This window comes from Streptomyces sp. CBMA152, assembly GCF_014596475.1.
In the GTDB taxonomy this organism is placed as follows: domain Bacteria; phylum Actinomycetota; class Actinomycetes; order Streptomycetales; family Streptomycetaceae; genus Streptomyces.
In genome coordinates this window covers 185,143-209,951 of the sequence record NZ_MECJ01000025.1, presented here as the reverse complement: position 1 = coordinate 209,951, position 24,809 = coordinate 185,143, and the positions used below count along the sequence as shown (strand labels likewise).

Here is a 24,809-nt window from a genome sequence, read left to right as displayed (position 1 = left end):
GCGTTCTGTGCAGTCAGTTGGTGCAGTAAGAGACGACAGGCAGACAGGCATACGGAGCACTCCGGGGAGTACACATGCATATCAGGGGCGACCACGTCGAGCTGGTCGTCGGGGGCCGCCTCGACGTCCGCAGCGCGGCGGACGCCCGTACGGTCCTGCACTCGGCCGTCGACGACGGAGCCGGCGACCTGGTGCTCGACCTGACCGAACTCGACTCCTGGGACGCCACCGGGCTCGGCGTGATCATGGGCGCCCACCGGCGGGCCGGCCGCTGCGGCCGACGGCTCGTCCTGCGCGGCGTGCCACCCCAGATGCAGCGCCTGCTCGTGGCGACCCGGCTGCACCGCATCCTCGCCATCGAGGGCGGCATCGCGGCCGAGGCGCTGCCGCGCGTATGACCATGGCAGGTGGCTCCCGCGGACGACTTGTGCAGTAGTTGTGCGCGGGGTGTGAGAGCGGCACTCCGCGCGCAATCCTCACCGGACTGTGACGCTCTGGGCGGGGTGGCACCCCGCCGCTACAGAGATACTGGGCGAAGGATTAAGGTGCGGTCTCCCGCCGGTCGACATCCCAAGCGGCGGGGTCCGGACCAGAGCGACAGCGCAGTACGTAGCGGCCGGGAGGGGCACCGTTACGCACGCGCATCTGGGGGGCTTTCACCATGGACCCGATGGACGACAACCGGGGACCGGAAGAGTTCGACCACGATTCGGACGGCCCGGACGCCTCGGGCGCCGGTGCCGGTGCGCCGCATCCGCAGCGCGACCGTGACGCCGTGACCCCCAGCCTCGGCCGGCGCAGCGCCGGTCCGGCCCGTACGGTCCAGCTCGTCTCCGGCGACTTCCTGCTCACCGTCAACCCCGTCGACGGCAGCGAGATCGAGCCGTGCCCGCCCGGCGAGATACCCGGACGGCCCGCCCGCCGCACCGCCGCCGAGCGCGCCGAGCGCGAACGCTCGCTCAGGCCCCCGGTGCCCGCGGCCCCCGCCGCGCCCGCGCCCGTCCTGCTTGAGCGCGGCGAGGAGCGCGAGCGTCTTGGCCGGCTGCTCGGGCGCGGCCGCTCGGTGCGGCTCACCGGTCCGGCCGGCTCCGGGCGCACCGTGCTGCTCGACGCCGTCGCCGCCGACTGCGCGCGCCTCGCGCCCGACGGCGTCGTCCGCCTCAACGGCCACCGCCGCACCGCCCATGAACTGCTGCACGAGCTGTACGCGGCCGTCTACCGCTCCCCGCTGCACCGGCCCGACCGGGCGGGGCTGCGGGAGCGGGTGCGCGAGATCGGCGCGGTCGTCCTCGTCGACGACCTGGAGTTCGGCGGGGCCGCGCTGGAGGAACTGCTCGACGCCGCGCCCGAGTGCGCGTTCCTGCTCGCGGCGACGCCCGAGGTCGCGGCGCCGCTCGCCGACTCGCACCTCGAAGAGGTCTTCCTGGCCGGTCTCGGCCGGGGCGCCTCCCTTGAACTCCTTGAGCAGGCCGTGGAGCGGCCGCTCACCGACGACGAGGCCAACTGGGCGGGCGACCTCTGGTTCGAGTCGGAGGGCCTGCCACTGCGGTTCGTCCAGGCGGGTGCGCTGCTGCGGCAGCGGGACACGCTGCGCGGCGAGGGCGTCGCGCGCGACGAGTTCGGGCTGCCGGTGGAGGAGCCGTCCGACCTGTCCGTGTTCTCGGCCGAGGGCCGGGAAGTGCCGCTGCCCTCGCTCGGCGACGGCGCGGCCCCCGCCGCCCCGCTCGCGGCCCGACTCGGCCAGGCCGCCCGGGACACCCTGCGGTTCGCCGTCGCGCTCGGCGGCGAGGTGCCGCACCAGGCGCATCTGCCCGCGCTCATCGGGGACACCCACGCCGACGCCGCGCTCGGCGAACTGCTCGGCTGTGGCCTGCTCTCCCCGGCCGGTACGCGCTACCGGCTCGCGGCGGGCGTGCTCACCCAGCTCGACGCGGCCGGATACGGCGAGGAGGCGGGGGAGCGGGCGCACACGGCGGCCCAGCACTACGTCTGGTGGACCGGGCACCCTTCGGTCACCCCCGAGCGCGCGGCCGCCGAGTCGGACGCGGTGCTCGCGGCGCTCGGCGCGCTGGTGCCGGGCGGCGACTCCGGCCACCCCGCGACGGCGGTCGAGCTCGCGCGCAGCGCGGCCCCCGCTTTTGCGGCCGGGTTGCAGTGGGGCGCGTGGGAACGGGCGCTGCGCATAGGCTCGGCAGCAGCACGCGTGACAGGCGAGGTGGCCCAAGAGGCGTACTTCCACCACGAGTTGGGCGTACTGGCGCTGTGCAGCGGGAACGTGGACCGCGCACGGGCCGAGCTGGAGGCGTCCATCGGGCTCAAGGGCGCGCTCTCCGACAAGCGCGGCACGGTCGCGGGCCGGCGGGCGCTGGCCCTGGTCGAGGACCGCTCCGGCGGCCCGGTGGTCTCCGGCGGCCGCACCCCGGCGGGCGACGAGGTCCCGGCGGCGCGGTACGAGGAGTCCCAGTCGCCCCCGGCCGGCGTCCCGGCGCCGCCGATACCGCTCGAACTCCCGGACTCCACGCCCACCTTGCTGACCCCGCGCGCGGTCACCGCCCCGGCCCGTCGTCGCCGTACGTTGCTGACCGGCACGCGCCGCAACCTGGTGGCGGCGGGGGCGGGCGCGCTGCTGGCGGCGGTCCTGGGCACGGTGGTCACCCTGGGCGCCACGTCCAGCGGCTCCTCGGACTCGCCCGGCGACAAGGTCAAGCAGCAGCAGTCGGCGAACGAGGGGGATGTGGGGGGCGAGGGCGGGGTGCCCGCGCAGACGCCGTCGGACGGTGCGACGGAGCGGACGCCGGGCGGCGGCTCCCACTCGACTCCCGGCCACTCGTCCAAGCCCGGCACCCCCGGGACGACCCCGGACACCCCCGGCACCACGCCGCCGGGTTCCACGACGCCCTCGGGCAAGCCGTCCACGCCGACGTCGAAGCCGACGAAGCCGACCGGGAAGCCGTCGTCGCCCACGACCGGGGGGACGTCGGGGTCGCCCACGACGGGGGGCACGACGTCGACCGGGGGGTCGAGCACGGGGGGTACGACGGGTGGCACCTCGACGGGTCCGACCACGGGCGGGTCGACGACCACGTCGGGCGGTTCGGGGTCGACGGGCGGGTCGGGCACGGGTGGCACGACGGGGCCGACCTCGGGTGGGTCGACGACATCGGGAGGGACGGGGTCGGGCGGTACGACGGGGTCGACCACCGGCGGTACGACGACGACCGGCACGTCCGCGGGCACGACGGGCTCGGGCACGTCCGGCACGCCGGGCGGCAGCACGTCCCCGAGCCCGTCGAAGTCGTAGTCCCCCACCCCGCCCCTTCCCGAAAGCCTCCGGCGGATGTCTTTCGGCTGGCCGCCGGTGGGGGCTTGTCGCGCAGTTCCCCGCGCCCCTAAGAGAGGGCCCGAAGGGCCCATTTAAGGGGCGCGGGGAACTGCGCGAGCAACCCAGCACGATCCGCAGACGAAGAACGGGGTGCAGGGGCGCAGCCCCGCTTGAGGGGTCCGGGGGCCTAGCCCCCGGGAAACACCTCCGCCCCCCACCCACCCCCGGAGGGTCTAGGTGAAGGGGCGGGGTGGGGCCCGGAACCGGGGGGCTAGAACAGGCGGAGTTTGTCGTCCTCGATGCCGCGCATCGCGTTGTAGTCCAGGACCACACACCCGATGCCCCGGTCCGTGGCGAGCACGCGAGCCTGCGGCTTGATCTCCTGCGCCGCGAACACCCCCTGCACAGGGGCAAGGTGCGGATCGCGGTTCAGCAGCTCCAGGTAGCGCGTGAGCTGCTCGACCCCGTCGATCTCGCCCCGGCGCTTGATCTCGACCGCCACCGTCCCGCCGGACGCGTTGCGGCACAGGATGTCGACCGGCCCGATCGCCGTCGGGTACTCGCGGCGGATCAGCGTGTACCCCTCGCCCAGCGTCTCGATCCGGTCCGCGAGCAGCTCCTGCAGATGCGCTTCCACGCCGTCCTTGATGAGACCAGGGTCCACACCCAGTTCGTGCGAGGAGTCGTGCAGGATCTCCTCCATCGTGATGATGAGCTTCTCGCCCGCTTTGTTGACGACCGTCCAGACGCCGGAGTCGTCCCCGGTCCCCTCCTTGAGGGTGCAGGGCGGAGACATCCAGTTGAGGGGCTTGTACGCCCGGTCGTCCGCGTGAATGGAGACACTGTTGTCCGCCTTCACCAGGATCAGCCGGGTGGCGGAGGGCAGATGGGCGGTGAGGCGGCCCGCGTAGTCGACGGAGCAGCGGGCGATGACGAGACGCATGGTCGACAACGCTACTCGAATCCCCCCGCCGAACGCGATTCGTCCGGCAAAGCGTTGTTCGTTATTGGCCGGTTACGTGCCGAGTACCTGTCGCGGGCCCCATACCGCGCCTACCGTATAAGCGGGAGGTTGTCGGCCAAGCACGCTGCGTGGCCGACTTCGTTCCTTTCCCTGCCCGTAAGACCCCCACGTTCGGGGTCGCGAGAGGAGAAACCATGTCGCTCGACGTCTCACCGGCCCTACTCGAACAGGCCGAGCGAGGCGAGGTCGACGAAGCCGATTTCGTCGACTGCGTCCGGAACTCCCTACCGTACGCATGGGAGATGATCAGTTCGCTGGTGGCTCAGCTGAAGGTGGACGGCGGCGAGTTCGCCGACAACCAGACGCCTCCGCCGGATGAACAGGCACGTGGCCAGCTGCTGCGTGCGCTCGCGAGTGACGCCATCCGCGGTGCTCTCCAGCGGCACTTCGGTGTCCGTCTGGCGTTCCAGAACTGCCACCGTGTCGCGGTGTTCCCGTTGGACCCGTCGTCCGACGAGCGGCTCGCCCGCTTCACGTCGATCCGGGGCCAGCTGCTCAACCAGTCGCCGGAGCTGAGGGACTGCTGAAACCTTGCCGCCGCTCCGCATCGCGGGAGGTGCAACTGATGCGGAGCGGGGGTCCGATCGCGGGGCTCCGCCCACCAGCCCCGCCCAACGCCCGTCACGGTCTTCCGGCGGCGTTACGTACGGTCCCTCCGGCGGCGCACATATCCCTCACGGTCCCTCCGGCACCCCCGTCACGTCCCCTCCGGCCGCTCAAGGAGCGGCACCACCTCAGCGCCCAGACGTCGTACGTTCTCCTCCGTCGCCGCCAGGTCGCCCGCGCCCTCGACCAGGAAGGCGAAGCGCGTGACCCCCGTCTTCTCGGACGTCGCCGCGATCCGGTCGGCCGCCAGCTGCGGAGGGCCCACCGGGTGCAGGGAGCACAGGAGTTCCGTGTACGCGATGGGGTCGCGCATCGGGCGGTGGCGGCCGTCGACCGTCACATGGGCGTCGAGCCCCGTCTTCAGCCAGCCGGGCATCGACTTGAGCAGCGTCTCGGCCGCGTCGGCCTGGCTGTCCGCGATCTGGGCCACTCCGGCCGACACATGCGGCGCGGCCGCGACCGCGTCCGGCGCCACACCGGACGCCAGCGCGTGCGAGCGCCACAGGGCGACCATCTCCGCCTTCTCCTCGTCGCCGCAGTGCATCCCGAGCAGCATCGGCAGGCCGCGCTCGGCGGCGAGTTTGACGCTCTTGGGCGAGGTGCACGCCACGATGACCTCGGGCCCGGGCGGGCCGTCCGCGAGGAGCTCGTCGGGCCGGGGCACCACCGGGACCTCCCGGAAGGCGAAACGTTCTCCCAGACTCGAGACCCGCGGTTCGGTCAGCCAGCGCAGAAGCAGGTCGAGGGACTCCGGGAAGCCCTCCTCGTACGCCTTCAGGCCGGAGCCGAAGACCTCCAGGTCGACCCAGGGCCCGCCGCGGCCCACGCCCAGCGAGAACCGGCCACCGGACGTCAGGTGCAGCAGCGCCGCCTGTTCGCCGAGTGCCACCGGGTGCGCGCTGGGCAGCACGCTGACGGCCGTCCCGACGCGGATCCTGCGCGTACGCCCCAGGAGCAGCGCGGCCAGGGTCACGGCCGACGGGCACACCCCGTACGGCACGAAATGGTGTTCGGCGAGCCACACGGAGTCGAGGCCCGACTCCTCGGCCACTTCGGCGGACCGCACCGCCCGGTGCAGTGCCTCCCCCTGGCCCTGGCCCGGGAACTGGGCTGCCAGTACAAAAGTTCCGACGCGCATCGCTCTTGCCTCCTTACGGCCGACGCGGCCCCCCTCTTACCGGCAACAACGCATGACAAGTGCCAAGGGCACGGCCCGGCGTGAACTTCTTGCGATAGTCCGGTAAGTGTCCCCCGTACGAGTCAACGTGCCACTTCGGTCCGGGCTCGGGTACCCGGGTCCGGTGGCTCTACGCTGGAGGCAGCCCGTCCGCCCGGCCCCGTGAGGTGTTTCCGTGTCCCCGCGCCGCAACCGCCCCAAGGGCGGCGACCAGCCGACCGAGCCGACCGCCGCGGGAAGCGGCGACCGCTACGGCCTTCAGCGCACCGAGACGTATCAGGGCGAGGAGTGGTCCGTACGTCATGTGAGCGGTGCGAGCTCAGGCGGCAAGCGGTACCGCTGTCCTGGCTGTGACCAGGAGATCCCGGCCGGGGTCCCGCACGTCGTGGCGTGGCCCGAGTACGGCGGCGTCGACGACCGGCGGCACTGGCACAAGGCGTGCTGGAACGCGAAGGACCGCCGCACCAGCAGGGTGCAGCGGTCCAGGAACGCGCCGAGGTACTGACCGTACGTAGTACGGAAGATGGCGTCAGACGTCGCGCCTGCCCAGGGCCGCGAACGCGCCACCGAGGGCGACCGCCGTCACACCCGCCAGGATCAGCAGCGGCATCCAGCCGTGCGGACCGGAATCGGTCACCGACGCGCCGTAGAACACGGCCAGTTGGCTCGGGATCGAGTACTGGAACAGGGCCTGGCGCACCGAGTCGAGCGACGGCGAGAACATGAACAGCGCCAGCACGAGCGGCAGCAGCACCACGCCGATCATGACGGTGATCGCGCCGGCCGAGTGCCGGATCAGCGCGCCGATGGCGAGCGAGAGCAGGCCGAGCGTCGAGATGTAGAGCCCGACGCCGACGGTCGCCTTCAGCAGCTCGCCGCCGGACGGCTGCCTGCCGCTGGTCACCATGCTGGTCTGGAACATCGCCACCAGGAAGGTGGAGGCCGTCACGATGACGAACGACAGCAGGAAGAAGACGACCGCCTTCGCGGTGAGGATCCGGGCCCGGCTGGGGCACGCGGTCAGCGTCGTGCGGATCATGCCGGTGCCGTACTCGGAGGCGATGGTCAGCACGCCGAGCGTGATCACACAGATCGAGCCGAGCAGCACGCCGTAGAAGCCGAGGCTCACCACCGGGGTGTCGCCCATGTGCGAGTCCGACGAGTTCACGGCGACGGCCGCGAGCAGCCCGATGCCGAGCACGAGCACGATCAGCACGCCGAGCGTCCACATCGTGGAACGCACCGAGCGGATCTTGGTCCACTCCGAGGCGAGCGCGTCGCCGAGGGTGGCGGGCCGCACCGGGATCGGCGAGGTGTACGCGCCGTAGGCCGCACCCTGCGCCTGCTGCGGGGCCTGCTGGTAGGGGGTGCTCATCGGGCGTCCTCGGGCTCGGTCAGGGAGGGTGCGGCGGCGGGGGCCGGGGGAGCGGCGGGAGCGGCCACCGGGGGCTGCGCCGGGGCGGCCGGGGCCACAGGAGCCTGGCCCGGGGCCGCGTACGGGTTCTGTCCCGGCGGCGGCGGTGCGTACCAGCCCTGGGTGGGCACCTCGGGGATCACCGGCGGCGGCGCGTACCCGGGCGGCACCGGCGGCATCAGACCGGCCTTCTGGTCGGCCGTGGAGCGGTAGTCCACCGCGCCCTGCGTCATCCGCATGTACGCCTCCTCAAGGGAGGCCTGGTGCGGCGAGAGCTCCCACAGGCGTACGTCGGCGCCGTGCGCCAGGTCGCTGATGCGCGGCAGCGCGAGACCGGTCACCCGCAGGGCGCCGTCCGGCTCCGGCATGACCTGGCCGCCGGCCTCGGTGAGTGCGGCCGTCAGCTTCTCGCGCCCGGTCTGCTCGGGCGTGCGCACGCGCGCGAAGTCGGCGGAGTTGTGCGAGATGAAGTCCTTGACGCTCATGTCGGCGAGCAGCTGGCCCCGGCCGATCACGATCAAGTGGTCGGCGGTCAGCGCCATTTCGCTCATCAGGTGCGAGGAGACGAAGACGGTCCGGCCCTCGGCGGCGAGCTGCTTCATGAGGTTGCGCACCCACAGGATGCCCTCGGGGTCGAGCCCGTTGACCGGCTCGTCGAAGAGCAGGACGTGCGGGTCGCCGAGGAGCGCGGCGGCGATGCCGAGCCGCTGGCCCATGCCGAGCGAGAACCCCTTGGAGCGTCTGCCCGCCACGTCCTGGAGGCCGACGACCCCCAGCACCTCGTCGACGCGGCGGGCCGGGATGCCGGAGAGCTGGGCGAGGGAGAGCAGATGGTTGCGGGCGCTGCGGCCGCCGTGCACGGCCTTGGCGTCGAGCAGCGCGCCGACCTGACGGGGCGCGTTGGGGAGCGTACGGAAGGGGTGGCCGCCGATGGTGACATGGCCGGAAGTGGGCTGGTCCAGGCCGAGGATCATGCGCATGGTCGTCGACTTGCCGGAGCCGTTGGGCCCCAGGAAGCCGGTGACGGCGCCGGGCCTCACCTGGAAGGAAAGGTTGTACACGGCTGTCTTGGCGCCATAGCGCTTCGTCAGGCCGACTGCCTCGATCATTCTCCAGCCCCATCGACGGTGTGGGTCGTCGGGGCGGTGGCCGTCCGCAGCCAGGGTGCCCCCGTATGAGTGAGGAGCTTATCCAGGACTTTACGGTTCCGGCCAAGCGAAGAGACGTGCGTTACGTGTGCTTCTGCCCGGTATGCACTGCACGCCTCCCGGCCCTCACCAGGCGCTACGCGTCCCGCTCCTTCAGCACCAGATAGCCGCCCACGAGCGCCGCGACCACCCACAGCGCCATGATCCCGAGCCCCGCCCAGGGCCCGTACGGCGGTGGCTCGCTGTTCATCGCGTCCGGCACCACCCGCATGATCTTCGAGCCTGCCTGGTCCGGGAAGTAGCGGGCCACCTTCTTGGCGCCCGGCACCGCCGACAGGATCTGCGAGACCAGGAAGAAGAACGGCATCAGGATGCCGAGCGAGAGCATCGAGCTGCGCAGCATCGTGGCCACGCCCATCGAGAAGAGCGCGATCAGCGCCATGTAGAGGCCCGCGCCGAAGACCGCGCGCAGCACGTTGGGCTCGCCGATGGTGGTGCGGTGCGGGCCGAGCAGCGCCTGGCCCAGGAAGAAGGAGAGGAAGCTGGTCGCCATGCCCACGACCAGCGCGAGGGCGGTGGCGACCGCGAGCTTGGCGAAGAGGAAGGTGGCCCGCTGCGGCACGGCGGCCAGTGAGGTGCGGATCATGCCGGAGCTGTACTCGGTGCCGACCACCAGGACGCCGAAGACGACCATCGCGAGCTGGCCGAGCACCATCCCGGAGAAGCTGATGAAGGTCGGGTCGAAGGTGGCGCGCTCGGCCGGCTTGAGGTCGTTGAACTGCGACTTCATCAGCGCGCTCAGGGCCGCGCTCACCGCGACCGTGACGACGAACGCGCTGATCAGGGTCCAGGAGGTGGAGGAGACCGAACGGATCTTGGTCCACTCCGAGCGCAGTACGGCGGGTGCCGATGCCATGTCAGACCCCCTCGCCCCGGGAGGTGGCGTCCTCGTTCCTCGCCCGGTAGTCCTCGCCCCAGTTCGGCGCGGGCGCCTTGGGGCTCTGTGGCGGACCGTGGGCGGTGTCCGAGTGCGCGTGGTACTCCACCGAAGCCGCCGTCATCTGCATGAACGCCTCCTCCAGGGACGCCTGCTGGCCGGAGAGTTCATGCAGCACGATCTGGTGCTGGGCGGCCAGTTCGCCGAGCCGCTCGATCCTGCCGTTGTCGATCTCCAGGGCGCCGTCGGCGGTCTGCGTCACGGTGATCCCGGCCCGGCTCAATACGTCGAGCAGGTGTTCCCATTGGGGTGAGCGAAGTCGTACGAAACTCCGAGAATTCTGGCGAATGAAATCCGCCATCGATGTATCGGCGAGCAGTCGCCCCTGCCCGATAACGATCAAGTGATCCGCCGTCAGCGCCATTTCGCTCATCAGGTGAGACGACACGAAGATCGTTCTGCCTTCGGCGGCGAGGGCTTTCATGAGATTGCGGATCCAGTGAATTCCCTCGGGGTCCAGACCATTGACGGGTTCGTCGAACATCAGGATCTCGGGGTCGCCGAGCAGCGCGGACGCGATTCCCAGACGCTGGCCCATGCCGAGCGAGAAGCCCTTCGACTTCTTCTTCGCGACCGGCGTGAGACCCACCGTGTCCAGGACCTCCGCGACCCGCCGCTCGGGGATGCGGTTCGACTGGGCAAGGCACAGCAGGTTGTTGTACGCGCTGCGGCCGCCGTGCATCGCCTTGGCGTCCAGGAGCGCCCCGATGTACTTCAGCGGCTCGTCGAGGTCGCGGTAGTGGCGGCCGTCGATGCGCACCGTGCCGCTGGTCGGGTTGTCGAGATCGAGCATCATGCGCATCGTCGTGGACTTGCCGGCGCCGTTGGGGCCCAGGAACCCGGTCACCACACCCGGTCTGACCTGGAAGGACAGGTCGTCGACCGCGACTTTGGAACCGAAGCGCTTGGTAAGACCCGCTAGCTCGATCATGGAGTCACGCTAAACGCGGACAAAGCCCCCCGCCACTTGTGTGACGGGGGGCTTCATGTCGTACTCATACGTCCCGTACCACCGCGTGCCGTACGCACGCGGTGGACACGGACGCAGCCCACGGGGGAGGAGCTGCGGCCGCTGCGGACTAGCGGGACTGCTGGGCCGGGACGCCGCGCGAGACGGGCTCGTCGTCGACCGGGGAACCGGCGGCGGCCACGGCCGCACCGGTCAGCGTCGCCAGCATTTCGCGGACGTTGGTCAGCTGCGCGTTGATCGAGTCGCGGCGGTTGGTGAGCGCCGCCAGCTCCCGCTCGGATTCCGAACGGATGCGGTCGGCCTTGGCGTTGGCGTCCGCCACGATGTCCTCGGCCTGACGCTGGGCCGTCTCGACCGTCTGACGGGCCCGGCGCTCCGCGTCCGTACGCAGCTTCTCGGCCTCCAGGCGCAGCTGCTCCGCGCGGTGCTCGATCTCCGCGAGGCGCTTCTCGGCCTTGGCCTGACGCGACGCCAGGTCGCGCTCGGACTGCTCGCGGCGCTTGGCGAGGTTCGTCTCGAAGTCGGCGGCGGCCTGCGCGGCCTTGGCGCGGGTCTCCTCGAAGAGGGCGTCTGCCTCCTCGCGCTTGGACTGCGCGTCCTTCTGGGCCTCGGTGCGCAGCTGGGAGGCGTCACCCTTCGCCTTCTCGACGATGCGGACGCCCTCGTCCTCCGCCTTCGCCTTGCGCTCGGCGGCGAACGATTCTGCGTCGTTGCGCACCTGCTGGGCCGCCGACTCGGCGAGCTCACGGTGCTGCTCGGCGGCCCGACGGGCCTCCTCGCGCAGGTCCTTCGCCTCTTCCTCGGCGAGGCGGAGGATCTTCTCGACCCGCGCGCCGAGGCCCGCGTACGACGGCTCCGCGTCGCTCACCTGGGCCTGGGCGTTCTGCGTTTCGAGGTGCAGCTCCTCGATGCGCTTTTCCAGAGAAGTGATCCGTGCCAGAGCGCTGTCACGGTCGGCGACGAGCTTGGTAATGCGGTCGTCCACCTGACCGCGGTCGTAACCACGCCGCACGAGCTCGAAGCCGAAGGGGGAGGAAGTGTCGCTCATGGGGTTCCTGTCGAATGAGACCGGTGAGGTGATAGGGGGAATCCTAGGGGCCCAGGCGGCGTGTCATCGAGCGGATGCCCGTTTGATCTGGAGAATTACCAGCCTTTTGAGTGGCTACCCCTCCGAAGACTTGCCACTCGAACGTGTACTTCCCGCCGCCGCCCCAGCCTTGGCCGCCTCCTTGCCCGCGGCCTTGCCGCCCAAGGACGGGGCCTCGAAAGACTCCAACGCCTCAAGTACGTCCTGGACACGGGAGATCTCGGCATTGATGTCCGCGCGCCGCCTGACCAGCACGTCCAGCTCGCGCTTGCCCTCCTCGACGGTGCGCTTGGCCTCCGCCTCCGCCTCGTCGCGCAACTTGGTGGCCTCGCGGATCAGCTCGGCCTTCTTGGCCTCGGCCTCCTTGAGCAGACCCTCCGCCTTCTTGACGGCGGCGATACGGACCTTGCTCGCCTCGGAGTTGGCGTCCGACAGAAGTTCCTTGGCCTTCGCCTCGGCCTCGACGGTCTGCTCGGTGGCCGCCGTGACCAGTTTGTCGACGCGCTCGCCCGCCGTCTTCATCTGCTCGGCGCTCTCCCGCCGGGCCCGCTCGTGCAGCTCCTCGATCTCCGACTCGGTCCGCGCGCGCATCTCCTCGGTGCGCTCCCTTATGGCGGTGGCGTCCGTACGGGCGCCGGCCAGCAGCTCGTCCGCGTCCGTACGGGCCTTCTCCACCAGGGAGTTGCCCTCCACGGTCGCCTCGGAGACGATCCGCTCGGCCTCCTTGCGGGCAGCGCCCACCATCGTGTCGGCCTGCTCCTCGGCCAGGGTCGCCGCGAGCAGCGCCTCCTCCTGGGCCTTGTTGATGAGCTGGTCGGCCTGCTCGGCCGCGTCCGCCCGGCGCTTGGCCGCGGCCGTACGGGCCTCGTCGAGCAGCCGGTCGGCCTCCTCGCGGGCCTCGCTGCGGGCCTGCTCGGCGGCCTCCTCGGCCTGGACCCGCGTCTTGTCGGCCTCCGCACGGATGCGCTGCGCGGCCTGCTGGGCGGAGCCCACGGTCTCGGCGGCCTCGGCACGCAGCCGCTCGGCCTCACCATTGGCCTCGGTGCGCACGCGCTCGGCGTCCGCGCTCGCCTCGGAGAGGATCCGCTCGGCCTCGCTGCTCGCCTCGCCGATGAGCTGGTCGGCCTGCTCGGCGGCGTCGGTCCGGCGCTTGTCGGCGGCCTGACGGGCCTCGTCGAGCAGCCGCTCCGACTCCGTACGGGCCTCGCCCACCAGCTGTTCGGCCTCGGCGCGCGCCTCGGCGACGGTCTGCTCGGCCTCGGCGGCCGCGGCCCCGAGGGTCGAACCGGCGTCCGCGCGCGCCTCGGTGGTGACCAGCTCGGCGTAGGTGTCGGCCTCGGAGGTGGTGCGCTCGGCCTGCGCGGTCGCCTCCGCGATGAGACGGTCGTGCTCCGACTGGCCCTCGTCGCGCAGCTGCTGGGCCTCCGAGAGCAACCGCTCGGCGGTCGCCGTCGACTCGGCGGCGAGCAGTTCGGCCTGCGAAGTCGCCTCGGTGACCAGGCGGTCGGCCTGGCTCGCGGCGTCGCTGCGGATGCGGTTGGCGTCCTCGCGGGCGTCCGCCCGGGTGCGCGCGGCGTCCTGCTCGGAGGAGGCGAGCGCGTCGGAGGCCTCGGTGCGCATCCGCTGCGCGTACTCGGACGCGTCCGAACGGGCCTTCTCCGCCTCGGCGATGGCGTCCGCCATCGTCCGCTCGGCGAGCGCCTTGGCGGCCTCGGCCTCCTCGTTGGCGCGCTCACGGGTGCGGTTGGCGTCCTCGGTGGCGCGCTCGCGCTCGGCGTAGGCGTCGGCGCGGACCCGGTCCGCCTCCTCCTGCGCCTCGTTCTTGGTCCGCTCGGCGACATGCTCGGCGGTCGAGCGCAGACCGGAGATCTCCTGCTCGGCCTCCTCGCGCAGCCCCGCCACGGAGTCGCGCACCTGCTGGGCGGTCTGCTCGGCGGCGGCCACCAGCTCGGTGGCGCGCCGGTCGGCCTCCTCGCCGAGCCGCTGCGCCTCGGCCTGCGCCTCCTCGACCCGGCGACGGGCCGAGGCGAGCAGTTCCTCGCTCTGCTCGCGGGCCTGCGCCCGCTCCGAATCGGCCTCGGCGCGCGCCGAGTTCAGCGTCTCCTCGGCCTCGCGGCGACGACGGGTCGCCTCCTCCTGGGCGGCGGCCAGTGCCTCGGCGGCCTCGGCGCCGACCCGCTCGGCGGCGGCCGCGGCCTCCGCGCGCATCCGGTCGGCGGTGTCCTGGGCCTCGCTCTTGAGCCGCTCGGCCTCGGCGGCGGCCTCGGTGCGCAGTCGTACGGCCGCGCTCTCCGCCTCCGCGCGGGCCTCCGACGCGTCGGACGCGGCCTCGGTGCGCAGCCGCTCGGCCTCCTGCTCGGCCTGGGCCTGGAGCGTACGGACGCGCTCGGCGGCCTCGGTGCGCAGCCGCTCGGTCTCCTCGGCGGCCTCGCGGCGGATGCGCTCGCTCTCGGCGCGCGCCTCGGTCAGGGCCTGGTCGGCGGAGGTGTGCCGCTGCTCGGCCTCGGTGTGCAGCCGGGTCAGCTCGTCGGCGGCCTCGGCCTGGCGGGCGGCGACGGCCCGCTCGGTCTCCTCGCGCAGCAGGACGGCCGCCTGCTCGGCGGACGTACGGGTGGACTCGGCGTGCTCCTCGGCCTCGGCGCGCATCCGCTCGGCCTCGGCGCGGGTGCGCTCCAGGGTCTCCTCGGCCTGCTTGCGCAGCGTGGTCGCGCGCTCCAGGGCTTCGTTCCGCACACGCTCGGACTCGGCGCCCGCGGAGGTGCGCAGCTCCTCGGCGTCCGCCTTCGCCTTGGTCAGCAGCTCCTCGGCGGTCCTGGCCGCCTCCTCGATCTGCTGGACGCCCTCGCGGCGGGCCTCGCCGCGGATGCGCTCGCCCTCGGCGACCGCCTCGGCCCGCAGCTGCTCGGCCTCGCCGCGCAGCCTGCGTGCCTCCTCCTGGAGTTCGACCGTCTTGGCCCGGTACTCCTTGGTGTCGTCCTTGGCCGCGCCCTTGAGCTCGACGGCCTGCTCCTCGGCCTGCGAGCGCAGCCGTTCGGCCTCCGCCTCGGCCTCGCGGCGGATCCGCTCGGCCTCCTCGGACGCCTTGCGGGTGGTCTCCTGGGCGTCCGCGGACGCCTTGGTGAGGACTTCCTCGGCGCTGCGGGCGGCCTTGGCGAGCTGGGCCGCGGTGTCCTCGGCGGCGCTGGTGCGGGCCTTGTCGGCGGCCTCGGCGACCAGCCGCTCGGCCTCGGCGCGCGCGTCGTCACGGGCCTGCTGGGCCTCGGCCTTGAGGGCCTCGGCCTCCTGGGTCGCCTCGGCCACCAGACGGGCGACCTCGGTCCTGGCGGTGCGGGTGCGCTGCTCGTTGGCCGACTCGGCGGCGGCGAGCTGCTTGCTCGCCGAGTCCTTGGCCTCGGTGAGGACCTTGTCGGCCTCGGCGCGCGCCTCGCGCAGCGCGCTCTCGGCCTCCTGCATCCGCTGCTCGGCGGCCCGGCTCAGCTCGGCGGCCTGCTGGCGCGCCTGGTCGGACTCGGCGGTGGTGGAGGAGCGCAGCTGCTCGGCGTGGGAGGTGGCCTCCTGGGCCTGTGTGGAGGCGGCGTTGAGGAGGCGCTCGGCGTCCTTGCGGGCGCGCAGCAGGGTCGCCTCGGCCTCGGCGCGGGCCGACTCGGCCTCGGCGCCCAGGCGTTGACGGGTCTCCTCGGCGACTCGGGCGGCCTCCGCGCGGGCGGCGGCCAGCGCCGCCTCGCTCTCGGCGCGCGACTCATCCAGCAGCCGGCGGGCCTGCGCCTCGGTACGGGCGCGCAGCTGCTCGGCCCACGCCACGTTCTCGTTGACGTGCGACTCGACGGTCGCGCGGCGCTCGGCCAGCTCCTGGTCGAGCCGCTGGCGGCGGTTGACCGCCTCCGCGTGCAGCTCGGCCTGGAGCCGGGCCTGGTGCTCGGCGTGCTCCTGGAGGATGCGCTGGGTCTGGGCCCGGGCGTCGCGCAGCTCGCGCTCGGCGTCCGTGCGTAGCTGCTCGGCCTGCATCTGGGCGTTGCGCAGCAGCTGTTCGGCCTGGTAGCCGATGTCCGCCGCGTCGTAGGCAGGGCGAGTCGCGAGGTTGCGGCGCGCCTCGTGCAGCTTGGCGCGCAGCACCTCGACCTGGTAGCCGAGGTCCTCGGCGTGCTGAACGGCCTTCTCCCGCTCGGTCTTCAGCCGGTCCATCTCGGCCTCGAACCGCGAGAGGTGGTCGTCAGGCCGGTGGCTGTCCTGGCGTTCGTAGCCCCGCACTGCGCGGTCCCATCCGTCCCCTGGTCGCGAACACTGCCCGTACGAGCACCGTCCGACGACGGACGGGCCCCCGGTGAATGGTGTCAGATCGACAAGGGGGCGTGGGTCCCAGGCCCCGACCCGACCCCGGCCCGGAACCGCCCACTGTACCGGCCCCGGAATCCGGTGGTCAGTGCTCCGTTGCCGAGGTGACCAGTTCGGTCAGTACGCCGTGGCAGTCCTTGGGGTGCAGGAACGTGATGCGGGAGCCCATCGAACCGATGCGCGGCTCGTCGTAGAGGACCCGGACGCCCTTGTTCCGGATGGCCTCGGCGTCGCCGTCGACGTCGGCCGTGCCGAAGGCGATGTGGTGCACTCCTTCGCCGTTCTTGGCCAGCCACTTGCCCACCGCGGAGTCCTCCCGGGTGGGCTCCAGGAGCTGGAGGTACGAGGCGCCGCCGTCCGACGTACCGTTGATCTTGAGCATGGCCTCGCGCACGCCCTGCTCCTCGTTGACCTCGGAGTGGAACACCTCGAATCCGTACGTAGCACGATAGAACTCGACGGTCTTGTCGAGGTCGAAACAGGCGATTCCGATGTGGTCGATTCGCGTCAGCATGGGTCCAGTGCAGCGCCCCGGAGGTGGTTACGCAACGTGCGCGCGATCACACCGGCTGGCCGGTGACGCCGCCGGTACCGCTCAGTACATTTCCAGTAAACCCTCGTTCACTTCTCACCTCCCAAGGGGCTGTGCCTCATGTCTGGAACGACCGGTACCACTTCAGTGATCGTCGCGGGCGCCCGGACGCCCATGGGCCGACTGCTCGGCTCGCTCAAGACCTTCTCGGGCGCCGACCTCGGCGGCGTCGCCATCAAGGCCGCGCTCGACCGGGCCGGCATCGGCGGCGACCAGGTCCAGTACGTGATCATGGGCCAGGTGCTCCAGGCCGGCGCGGGCCAGATCCCGGCCCGCCAGGCGGCCGTCAAGGCCGGCATCCCGATGAACGTTCCCGCGCTCACGATCAACAAGGTCTGCCTCTCGGGCCTGGACGCGATCGCGCTCGCCGACCAGCTGATCCGCGCGGGCGAGTTCGACATCGTGGTGGCGGGCGGCCAGGAGTCGATGACCAACGCCCCGCACCTGCTGCCGAAGTCCCGCGAGGGCTACAAGTACGGCGCGATCGAGATGCTGGACGCGATGGCGCACGACGGTCTGACCGACGCCTTCGAGAACATCGCCATGGGCGAGTCCACCGAGAAGCACAACGCGCGCCTGGGCATCCAGCGCGCCGACCAGGACGAGATCGCCGCGCTCTCCCACCAGCGCGCGGCCGCCGCCCAGAAGAACGGGCTCTTCGAGGCCGAGATCACCCCGGTCGAGATCCCGCAGCGCAAGGGCGAGCCGGTGGTCTTTGCCAAGGACGAGGGCATCCGCGCCGAGACCACGGTCGAGTCGCTCGGCAAGCTGCGCCCGGCGTTCGCCAAGGACGGCACCATCACGGCCGGCACCTCCTCGCAGATCTCGGACGGCGCGGCCGCGGTGGTCGTCATGTCCAAGGCGAAGGCCGAGGAGCTGGGCCTGGAGTGGATCGCGGAGATCGGGGCGCACGGCAACGTGGCGGGCCCGGACAACTCGCTCCAGTCGCAGCCCTCCAACGCCATCAAGCACGCGCTGGGCAAGGAGGGCATCGGCGTCGAGGACCTCGACCTCATCGAGATCAACGAGGCGTTCGCGGCGGTCGCGGTCCAGTCGATGAAGGACCTCGGGGTGTCCCCGGAAAAGGTGAACGTCAACGGTGGCGCGATCGCCCTGGGCCACCCGATCGGCATGTCCGGCGCGCGCGTGGTGCTCCACCTCGCGCTGGAGCTGAAGCGCCGGGGCGGCGGCACGGGCGCGGCCGCGCTGTGCGGCGGCGGTGGCCAGGGCGACGCCCTGATCATCCGCGTGCCCGGCAAGTAAGCGCCACTCCTGTACGTACGCACTGAACCCTGAACCGAACGGAGCGGCAATGGTGGACGTCCCCGAACTGGTGGCCCGGGCGAGGGAGGGCAGGCCGCGTGCGGTGGCCCGGCTGATCTCGCTGGTCGAGGGGGCGTCCCCGCAACTGCGCGAGGTGATGGCGCAGTTGGCTCCGCTGACGGGCGGTGCGTACGTGGTGGGGCTCACGGGGTCGCCGGGTGTCGGCAAGTCGACATCCACCTCGGCGCTGGTGACGGCGTACCGGCGGGCGGGCAAGCGGGTCGGCGTCCTGGCGGTCGACCCGTCCTCGCCGTTCTCGGGCGGCGCGCTCCTGGGCGACCGGGTCCGCATGTCCGACCACGCGTCCGACCCGGGTGTGTACATCCGCTCCATGGCCACCCGTGGCCACCTGGGCGGGCTTGCCTGGGCCGCCCCGCAGGCGATCCGGGTGCTGGACGCGGCGGGGTGCGAGGTGATCCTGGTGGAGACGGTCGGCGTCGGCCAGTCGGAGGTGGAGATCGCCTCGCAGGCGGACACGTCGGTGGTGCTCCTCGCGCCCGGCATGGGCGACGGGATCCAGGCCGCGAAGGCGGGAATCCTGGAGATCGGCGACGTGTACGTGGTGAACAAGGCGGACCGGGACGGCGCGGACGCCACGGCCCGGGAGCTGAACCACATGCTGGGCCTGGGCGAGTCCCGGGGGCCCGGCGACTGGCGCCCGCCCATCGTGAAGACGGTCGCCGCCCGTTCCGAGGGCATCGACGAGGTGGTCGAGGCGCTGGAGAAGCATCACGCGTGGATGGCGGAGCGGGGGGTGCTGGCGGAGCGGCGGCTGGCGCGGGCGTCGCGGGAGGTCGAGACGATCGCGGTCACGGCCCTGCGCGAGCGCATCGGCGACCTCCACGGCGACCGCCGCCTCTCCGCCCTCGCGTCCCGCATCGTCGAGGGCACCCTGGACCCGTACGCGGCGGCGGACGAGCTGGTGGCGGGGCTGACGGGCGAGTCCTGATCCCCACCCCGCCCCTTCCCTGAAGCCCTTGGCGGGCGGCCGGGTGGGGGTCGGGGTGGGCTGCCGGGGGCTTTGCCCCCGGACCCCCTTGGTTTGTCTGCGGCCCGGTGGGGGCTTGTCGCGCAGTTCCCCGCGCCCCTAGGTATTTAGGGGCGCGGGGAACTGCGCGAGCAACCCAGCACGGTCCGCAGCCGAAGTGGGGTGCAGGGGCGCAGCCCCGCGTACCCACCCGCCCCACCGGGGCCCGGGGCGGAGCCCCGTAGCGGGGTGCAGGGGGCGCAGCCCCCGCCCAGGGGGTCCGGGGGGCGCGCCCCCCGGCAAACCCACCTCAACCCCCACCCACCCCCGGAGGGTTTAGGGAAGGGGCGGGGTGGGGCCTACGACTTGGCGCGGTGGCCGCGCAGATGGTCCGCCACCGGCCCCAGCGCGGCCCGCAGGTCCGAGAGCGCCTCGCTCGACAGCAGGTCGATGAAGTGCTTGCGCACGGACGAGACATGGTGCGGCGCGACCTTCTCCATGGTCTCCGCCCCCGTCTCGGTGAGCACCGCGAACAACCCCCGCCGATCCGACTCGCAGTTCTCCCGCCGCACAAGACCCGCGTTCTCCATCCGCGTGATCTGATGCGAGAGTCGGCTCTTGGACTGGAGGGTCGCGGCGGCGAGGTCGCTCATCCGCAGCCGTTGCCCCTCGGCCTCCGAGAGGTTGACCAGGATCTCGTAGTCGTTGTTGGTCAGGCCGAACGGCTGCAGGTCCTTTTCCATCTGGTGCGTCAGCATCCTGTTGACGTCCAGATAGGTACGCCAGGCGCACTGCTCGCTATCGGTCAGCCAGTTGGTGGCCGTCTCGGTCTCCATATGTGGATTCTACCTAAGAAGTTGAATTCTGAACGAAGCCTGGGAGTGTGACGCCCCGCACGCACCGGCACAAGGGTCGTGGTCAGCGCCCGGCAAGGGTGCACGCGTTCGACGTCACACTCCGCAGACTACCGCTCACAGGCCGAAGCGACGCTGGAGGTCCCCGAGCTGGCCGGGAAGGCGCGGTACGGAACCCGCCTGACCGCCCGGCCCGCCCGACGCCCCGCCACCCGGAACGCCCGGCTCACGGGGCACTTCCCCGGTGCTCTGCTCGGCCATCAGCACTTCGGTCGACTGGAGCAGGACCGTTCCGGCGCCCACGAACTCGAACTGGTGCTCCTCGCCCGAGGTGCCCCCGAGGCCCGTGAGTGACCGGATTCCGCCCAACACACCGGTCATATAGGCATGATCGTAGTGGTGGCAGGGCGACGGACAGTCCGACCAGCCGACCAGCGCCTGCGGGTCGACCCGGATCGGCGGCTCCATGAACACCACCGGCCCGTTCGAGGCCGCCACGAACTTCCCGGTCCCGATCAGCGTCAGGAAACCCGGCACGATCGACTGCTTCAGGGCCAGCGTCGGCTGGTACGCGAGCAGGTTCCCGGCCCGGATCGTCAGGTTGCCGTCGTCCAGGTCGTACGAGTTCACGTCGAAGGCCCGGTCCGCGAGCAGCATCTTGCCGGAGCCGTCCGCGACCACCCAGTCGCTGGCGTGCAGCGGTGAGTGGAAGCTGGTGCGCAGCAGCCGGTCGAGGCGCCCGTGGCCGATGCCGTTGAACTCGATCCGCCCGTAATAGGCGATCATCTTGCCCTTCTGCAGGAACCACTGGCTCGATTTGAGCTCCACGCAGAAGGTGTACTTGTTGACGTTGTCGTCGTACGGAAGCGAGTACGGGTCGAAGATCACAGGGGCGGTCACAGCTTCTCCTCCGAGGCCTGGACGTACACCGCGCCGCTGCCGGACAGTTCGAGCTGGAACGCCTCGCCCGAGCCCCGGCCCACCATGTCGCGCCAGCCGAGCGCCGTGGAGAGCTTGTTGCGTACGTCTCCGTGGTGCGCCACATACGCCTGCGGGTCGACGTGGACCGGGCGCTGCGGGGTGATCGGCAGCTCGACGACCCCGCCGTGCGCCATCACCGCCACCGCGCCGTGGCCCTTCAGCGTGGTCGTGAACAGGCCCTGGCCGGTCACCTGGCCCCGGACCATGCCCATGACACCGCCCTGCGAGCCCATGAACATCGTGCCCTGCTGGAGCGTCCCGTCGAAGGCGAGCAGCCGGTCCGCCTCCACATAGAGCGTGTCCCCGGCGAGGTTGATGACCTGGATGTGGTGGCCGCCGTGGCCGAACATCACCGTGCCGTTGCCCTCGACGGTCATCAGCGGGGTCGCCTCGTTGGCCACCCGCCGGCCGATCATCGACATGAACCCGCCCTGGCCGCCCTGGATGTTGGGCGTGAAGGACACGTCGCCCTTGTACGCGAGCATCGCGCCGCGCTGGCTGAACATCTTCTGGCCGGGGGCCACGGTGGCCTCGACCATCTTGGAGTTGATCTCGCGGAACGGCATCAGAGCTCGCCCCCGATGGTGTTGCGCTCGCTGGGCTGCACGTACACCAGGCCCTCGCCCTCGAACCGGATCTGGAACGCCTCGCCCGAGCCCTCGCCCAGGAACGTCCGGAAGGTCACCCCGGACTGGAAGTGCTGCTGGAGGTTGCCCTGGTGCGCGATGTAGGCGCCGGGGTCGACGGAGAGCGGGTACTGCGCGCTCACCCGCAGCACCACGGCCGGGCCGTCCGACATGATCGCCGCCTGGCCGTGGCCCTCGACCGTGGTGGTGAACAGGCCGTTGCCCTGGCTCGCGCCGCGCAGGCCGGTGAAGGTGGTGCCGGTGCGCAGCCCGGCGTCCGTGGCGAGCAGATTGCTCGCCTCCACGTAGAGCTTGTCGCCCTGGAGCGAGACCAGGTTGATCTCACTGGCCCGGTCCGCGAAGTAGCAGGTGCCGTTTCCCTTCACCTCCATCACGGTCATCGATTCGCCGGTGAGGCGGCGGGTCACCATGCCGCGCAGGCCCTCGCCGCCGCCGGTCATCTTCTTGAAGGTCATCTGGCCGTCATAGGCGACCATCGAGCCGTTCTTCGCCTTGACGGCGTCGCCGGTCATCTCGACGGCCAGCATTTTGCTGCCTTGGAGTCGGAACGTTGCCACGGGGTGAAGGTAGCGGCCCGCCGCCCCGGCCGGACAGGGCCCTGGGGATGATCCCGCCCCTGGTCCGACCCGGATTCCGGTCCCGGGTGCGTGCTCGGCCCGACCCCCACCAAGATCCCCCCGCCACCGATGTCACAATAGGGAACGTTTGTGCTTGCGTTCACAAGCGTTGTCGCACGCCCCGCCCGTCAGACCCCTCCCACCGAAGGTGCCCCCGTGGACATCAAGACCGCATCCGCGTTCCACCGTCTCCGACTGGTCTCGGCCCCGGAGGCCGTCTCCTTCCTGCTGCTGCTCGTCTGCTCGGTGCTGAAGCGGACGACCGACATCAACGCCGTCCCGGTGATGGGCGCCGTCCACGGCATCCTCTTCATCCTGTACGTGATCTTCTGGGCGGACGCCTGGAACAAGGCGAAGTGGCCCGCGAAGACCGCCGCCCTGTTCTTCGTCCTGTCCGTGCTGCCGTTCGGCGGCTTCGTGGCCGAGCGCAAGCTCAAGCGCCAGGCCACGGACGCGGTCATCGCCGCCCGCGCCCGCAAGGAAGGCGTGGTCGCGTGATCGTCGCCTTCTCGGTCACCCCGCTGGGTGTGGGCGAGGACGTCGGGGAGTACGTCGCCGACGCCGTACGGGTCGTCCGCGAGTCGGGACTGCCCAACCGCACCGACGCCATGTTCACCTCGATCGAGGGGGAGTGGGACGAGGTGATGGACGTGGTGAAGCGGGCCGTCGCCGCTGTCGAGGCCCGCGCCCCGCGCGTCTCGGTCGTCCTGAAGGCCGACATCCGTCCGGGCGTCACCGACGGCCTCACCTCCAAGGTGGACGCGGTGGAGCGCCACCTCTCCGCCTGAGCCCCGCAGTTCGAGCCCCCGGCCGCCGCCCCCGGCAACCGGGGGCTCTGCCGTGCCTCGACCCGGGCACGACCCCGTACGCACCGCTCAAACCAAGATCGCTCACTCGGAGTACTCCGCTCGACACGCCGAGGAATATCCACTTCTGTGGGGATATCTACCTGGCTCGATCAGCTGGAGGGCACAGTGCGGTCGGAGAGTACGTCGGAGCACTACGACTACGAGACCCACAGCCGGCTCGCCGGACCGCTCACGGAACCGGACAGGCTGGCCTACCGCGTGCGGTACCGGAGTCTCCTCTCCGCCGAGCCCCGCCGAATACGCGCCGTCCTGCTGATGACGCTGGCGCCCGTGCTCACCGCCGTCCTGCTGATCTACCTCGTGTGGCCGACCCACTGGGTGGAGCGCGAGGGCGGCGACGAGTGGCTGGTCGCCCTGGACATCGCGATGCTCGTGGCCATCGGCCTGATCGAGTTCTTCATGGTCGTCAACGTCCTCTCCATCGCCCACGCCACGATGGTCGCCCGCGACCCCGTACCCGTGGTCCCCGAGCCCGGCACCCGGGTCGCCTTCCTCACCACGTACGTGCCCGGCAAGGAACCCATATCCATGGTCCGGGCCACCCTCGAAGGCGCGGTCCGGCTGCACCACACCGGCCCCCTCGACGTCTGGCTGCTCGACGAGGGTGACGACGCCCAGGCCAAGGCGCTCTGCGAGGAACTGGGTGTACGGCACTTCACCCGCAGCGGCGTCCCCGAATGGAACCGCGACAAGGGCCCCCACAAGGCCCGTACCAAACACGGCAACTACAACGCCTGGCTGGCCATGCACGGCCGGTCCTACGACTTCTTCGCCTCCGTCGACACCGACCACGTGCCGCTCCCCAACTTCCTGGAGCGGATGATGGGCTACTTCCGCGACCCGGATGTCGCGTTCGTGGTCGGACCGCAGGTGTACGGGAACTACGACTCGCCCGTGACCAAGGCCGCCGAGTCCCAGCAGTTCCTCTTCCACGCGCTGATCCAGCGGGCCGGCAACCGCTACCGCGCCCCGATGTTCGTCGGCACCAACAACATCGTCCGGATCACCGCGCTCATCCAGGTCGGCGGGCTCTACGACTCGATCACCGAGGACATGGCCACCGGCTTCGAGCTGCACCGCCGCAAGAACCCCAAGACCGGCCACTTCTGGAGATCGGTGTACACCCCGGACGTGCTGGCCGTCGGAGAGGGCCCGGAGTCCTGGACCGACTTCTTCACCCAGCAGACGCGCTGGTCGCGCGGGACGTACGAGACGCTGCTCCGGCAGTACTGGAAAGCGCCGTTCCGGGTCCCGCCCGGGCGGCTCCTCTCGTACACCCTGATGCTCGTCTACTACCCCATGACTGCCGTCAACTGGCTGCTCGGCATGGTCAGTTGTGTGCTCTTCCTCTGGTTCGGCGCCTCCGGCACCCAGGTCTCCGCCTCCGTCTGGCTGATGCTCTACAGCGACGCCGCCGCCCTCCAGATCGGGCTCTACCTCTGGAACCGCCGCCACAACGTCTCCCCGCACGAGCCCGAGGGCTCCGGCGGACTCGCCGGGATGGGGATGTCCGCGCTCTGCGCGCCCATCTACCTCAAGTCGCTCGGCTCGGCGCTGCTGCGCACCCGGGGCCGGTTCGTCGTCACCCCCAAGGGCGACGAGGCCAGCCCCGACCGGCTGTGGACGTTCCGGATCCATCTGTTCTGGGCGGCCGTGCTCGTCACCTCGCTCGGCGCCTCCGTGGTCTACCGGCACACCCACGCGGCGATGCGCACCTGGGCCGTGCTCGCCCTGGCCATCGCGCTCGCCCCGGTCGCGGTCTGGTCCCTGACCACGCTGCGCGAACGCGCCGCCGCCCGCCGGCGCGCGGCCGTCGAGCCCGCCGAGGCCGAGGCCCCGCTCGCCGCCGCACCGGCCGCCACGACGACCGGAGGGAACTGAC

Annotated in this window: 22 protein-coding genes; 9 read left to right on the top strand and 13 right to left on the bottom strand. The window is 71.5% G+C overall.

Going from position 1 to position 24,809, the window contains the following annotated elements:
- Window positions 1–74: 74 nt before the first annotated feature.
- Entirely contained in the window at window positions 75–398 is a 324-nt protein-coding gene (locus tag BG418_RS22335; RefSeq protein ID WP_067163978.1) for an STAS domain-containing protein, read from the top strand.
- Between the two features lie 263 nt (window positions 399–661).
- On the top strand, window positions 662–3,301 hold the full coding sequence (locus BG418_RS22330; RefSeq protein ID WP_188275729.1) for an ATP-binding protein: 2,640 nt from the start codon (window positions 662–664) through the stop codon (window positions 3,299–3,301).
- 292 nt (window positions 3,302–3,593) lie between these two features.
- On the opposite strand, the gene nucS is transcribed toward BG418_RS22330, so the two are convergent.
- Window positions 3,594–4,265, bottom strand: coding sequence for an endonuclease NucS (gene nucS, locus BG418_RS22325; protein WP_188275728.1), 672 nt, complete (start codon window positions 4,263–4,265; stop codon window positions 3,594–3,596).
- 215 nt (window positions 4,266–4,480) lie between these two features.
- Here nucS and BG418_RS22320 point away from each other — a divergent pair, with 215 nt between their 5' ends.
- Window positions 4,481–4,873, top strand: coding sequence for an SCO5389 family protein (locus BG418_RS22320; RefSeq protein ID WP_188275727.1), 393 nt, complete (start codon window positions 4,481–4,483; stop codon window positions 4,871–4,873).
- A gap of 170 nt (window positions 4,874–5,043) precedes the next feature.
- Here the strand turns inward: BG418_RS22320 and BG418_RS22315 are convergent, their stop codons facing one another.
- Window positions 5,044–6,090, bottom strand: a complete 1,047-nt coding sequence (locus BG418_RS22315) for an LLM class flavin-dependent oxidoreductase (RefSeq protein WP_188275726.1) — start codon at window positions 6,088–6,090, stop codon at window positions 5,044–5,046.
- A gap of 214 nt (window positions 6,091–6,304) precedes the next feature.
- Here BG418_RS22315 and BG418_RS22310 point away from each other — a divergent pair, with 214 nt between their 5' ends.
- Window positions 6,305–6,634: an ATP/GTP-binding protein gene (locus BG418_RS22310; protein WP_188275725.1), complete on the top strand. Its 330-nt coding sequence runs from the start codon at window positions 6,305–6,307 to the stop codon at window positions 6,632–6,634.
- Between the two features lie 24 nt (window positions 6,635–6,658).
- On the opposite strand, the gene BG418_RS22305 is transcribed toward BG418_RS22310, so the two are convergent.
- The 7 genes from BG418_RS22305 to mce form a co-directional block, all read right to left on the bottom strand.
- Window positions 6,659–7,504, bottom strand: coding sequence for an ABC transporter permease (locus BG418_RS22305; RefSeq protein WP_188275724.1), 846 nt, complete (start codon window positions 7,502–7,504; stop codon window positions 6,659–6,661).
- Entirely contained in the window at window positions 7,501–8,652 is a 1,152-nt protein-coding gene (locus BG418_RS22300; protein ID WP_188275723.1) for an ABC transporter ATP-binding protein, read from the bottom strand. The genes BG418_RS22305 and BG418_RS22300 overlap by 4 nt, the downstream gene beginning before the upstream one ends.
- A gap of 175 nt (window positions 8,653–8,827) precedes the next feature.
- Window positions 8,828–9,607, bottom strand: coding sequence for an ABC transporter permease (locus BG418_RS22295; protein ID WP_188275722.1), 780 nt, complete (start codon window positions 9,605–9,607; stop codon window positions 8,828–8,830).
- 1 nt (window position 9,608) lies between these two features.
- Window positions 9,609–10,619 (bottom strand): ABC transporter ATP-binding protein, encoded by a 1,011-nt coding sequence (locus BG418_RS22290; RefSeq protein WP_188275721.1) that lies wholly within the window; start codon window positions 10,617–10,619, stop codon window positions 9,609–9,611.
- A gap of 148 nt (window positions 10,620–10,767) precedes the next feature.
- Window positions 10,768–11,706, bottom strand: coding sequence for a cellulose-binding protein (locus BG418_RS22285; protein WP_188275720.1), 939 nt, complete (start codon window positions 11,704–11,706; stop codon window positions 10,768–10,770).
- A gap of 114 nt (window positions 11,707–11,820) precedes the next feature.
- Complete coding sequence (gene scy / locus BG418_RS22280; RefSeq protein ID WP_188275719.1) at window positions 11,821–15,993, bottom strand: polarized growth protein Scy; 4,173 nt, start codon at window positions 15,991–15,993, stop codon at window positions 11,821–11,823.
- Window positions 15,994–16,162: 169 nt separating this feature from the next.
- Complete coding sequence (gene mce, locus BG418_RS22275) at window positions 16,163–16,591, bottom strand: methylmalonyl-CoA epimerase (RefSeq protein WP_188275718.1); 429 nt, start codon at window positions 16,589–16,591, stop codon at window positions 16,163–16,165.
- A gap of 138 nt (window positions 16,592–16,729) precedes the next feature.
- Between mce and BG418_RS22270 the strand changes: the two genes are divergently transcribed.
- On the top strand, window positions 16,730–17,932 hold the full coding sequence (locus BG418_RS22270) for an acetyl-CoA C-acetyltransferase (protein ID WP_188275717.1): 1,203 nt from the start codon (window positions 16,730–16,732) through the stop codon (window positions 17,930–17,932).
- 49 nt (window positions 17,933–17,981) lie between these two features.
- Window positions 17,982–18,941, top strand: coding sequence for a methylmalonyl Co-A mutase-associated GTPase MeaB (gene meaB / locus BG418_RS22265; protein ID WP_188275716.1), 960 nt, complete (start codon window positions 17,982–17,984; stop codon window positions 18,939–18,941).
- A 377-nt stretch (window positions 18,942–19,318) separates the two neighbouring features.
- Here meaB and BG418_RS22260 read toward each other — a convergent pair whose 3' ends face one another.
- The 4 genes from BG418_RS22260 to BG418_RS22245 form a co-directional block, all read right to left on the bottom strand.
- A complete protein-coding gene (locus tag BG418_RS22260; protein WP_188275715.1) occupies window positions 19,319–19,795 on the bottom strand; it encodes a MarR family winged helix-turn-helix transcriptional regulator in 477 nt (158 codons plus the stop codon).
- 135 nt (window positions 19,796–19,930) lie between these two features.
- Window positions 19,931–20,713, bottom strand: coding sequence for an AIM24 family protein (locus tag BG418_RS22255; RefSeq protein WP_188275714.1), 783 nt, complete (start codon window positions 20,711–20,713; stop codon window positions 19,931–19,933).
- A complete protein-coding gene (locus BG418_RS22250; RefSeq protein ID WP_188275713.1) occupies window positions 20,710–21,360 on the bottom strand; it encodes an AIM24 family protein in 651 nt (216 codons plus the stop codon). The genes BG418_RS22255 and BG418_RS22250 overlap by 4 nt, the downstream gene beginning before the upstream one ends.
- Window positions 21,360–21,998, bottom strand: coding sequence for an AIM24 family protein (locus BG418_RS22245; RefSeq protein WP_188275712.1), 639 nt, complete (start codon window positions 21,996–21,998; stop codon window positions 21,360–21,362). Before BG418_RS22245 ends, BG418_RS22250 begins: the two co-directional genes overlap by 1 nt.
- A gap of 216 nt (window positions 21,999–22,214) precedes the next feature.
- On the opposite strand from BG418_RS22245, the gene BG418_RS22240 reads away from it, so the two are divergent.
- The 3 genes from BG418_RS22240 (at window position 22,215) to BG418_RS22230 (ending at window position 24,808) form a co-directional block, all read left to right on the top strand.
- On the top strand, window positions 22,215–22,556 hold the full coding sequence (locus BG418_RS22240) for a DUF3817 domain-containing protein (protein ID WP_188275711.1): 342 nt from the start codon (window positions 22,215–22,217) through the stop codon (window positions 22,554–22,556).
- Window positions 22,553–22,846 carry an MTH1187 family thiamine-binding protein gene (locus tag BG418_RS22235; protein ID WP_188275710.1) on the top strand — a complete coding sequence of 98 codons (294 nt, stop codon included), beginning with the start codon at window positions 22,553–22,555 and terminating at the stop codon, window positions 22,844–22,846. Before BG418_RS22240 ends, BG418_RS22235 begins: the two co-directional genes overlap by 4 nt.
- 147 nt (window positions 22,847–22,993) lie before the next feature.
- Window positions 22,994–24,808: a glycosyltransferase family 2 protein gene (locus tag BG418_RS22230; RefSeq protein WP_188275709.1), complete on the top strand. Its 1,815-nt coding sequence runs from the start codon at window positions 22,994–22,996 to the stop codon at window positions 24,806–24,808.
- Window position 24,809 lies beyond the last annotated feature (1 nt).

Excerpts from the sequence above, each read along its gene's own strand:
- BG418_RS22335 (WP_067163978.1), top strand. The coding sequence starts at position 75 with ATGCATATCAGGGGCGACCACGTCGAGCTGGTCGTCGGGGGCCGCCTC.
- BG418_RS22330 (WP_188275729.1), top strand. The coding sequence starts at position 662 with ATGGACCCGATGGACGACAACCGGGGACCGGAAGAGTTCGACCACGAT.
- nucS (WP_188275728.1), bottom strand. The coding sequence starts at position 4,265 with ATGCGTCTCGTCATCGCCCGCTGCTCCGTCGACTACGCGGGCCGCCTC.
- BG418_RS22320 (WP_188275727.1), top strand. The coding sequence starts at position 4,481 with ATGTCGCTCGACGTCTCACCGGCCCTACTCGAACAGGCCGAGCGAGGC.
- BG418_RS22315 (WP_188275726.1), bottom strand. The coding sequence starts at position 6,090 with ATGCGCGTCGGAACTTTTGTACTGGCAGCCCAGTTCCCGGGCCAGGGC.
- BG418_RS22305 (WP_188275724.1), bottom strand. The coding sequence starts at position 7,504 with ATGAGCACCCCCTACCAGCAGGCCCCGCAGCAGGCGCAGGGTGCGGCC.
- BG418_RS22300 (WP_188275723.1), bottom strand. The coding sequence starts at position 8,652 with ATGATCGAGGCAGTCGGCCTGACGAAGCGCTATGGCGCCAAGACAGCC.
- BG418_RS22295 (WP_188275722.1), bottom strand. The coding sequence starts at position 9,607 with ATGGCATCGGCACCCGCCGTACTGCGCTCGGAGTGGACCAAGATCCGT.
- BG418_RS22290 (WP_188275721.1), bottom strand. The coding sequence starts at position 10,619 with ATGATCGAGCTAGCGGGTCTTACCAAGCGCTTCGGTTCCAAAGTCGCG.
- BG418_RS22285 (WP_188275720.1), bottom strand. The coding sequence starts at position 11,706 with ATGAGCGACACTTCCTCCCCCTTCGGCTTCGAGCTCGTGCGGCGTGGT.
- mce (WP_188275718.1), bottom strand. The coding sequence starts at position 16,591 with ATGCTGACGCGAATCGACCACATCGGAATCGCCTGTTTCGACCTCGAC.
- BG418_RS22270 (WP_188275717.1), top strand. The coding sequence starts at position 16,730 with ATGTCTGGAACGACCGGTACCACTTCAGTGATCGTCGCGGGCGCCCGG.
- meaB (WP_188275716.1), top strand. The coding sequence starts at position 17,982 with ATGGTGGACGTCCCCGAACTGGTGGCCCGGGCGAGGGAGGGCAGGCCG.
- BG418_RS22260 (WP_188275715.1), bottom strand. The coding sequence starts at position 19,795 with ATGGAGACCGAGACGGCCACCAACTGGCTGACCGATAGCGAGCAGTGC.
- BG418_RS22250 (WP_188275713.1), bottom strand. The coding sequence starts at position 21,360 with ATGCCGTTCCGCGAGATCAACTCCAAGATGGTCGAGGCCACCGTGGCC.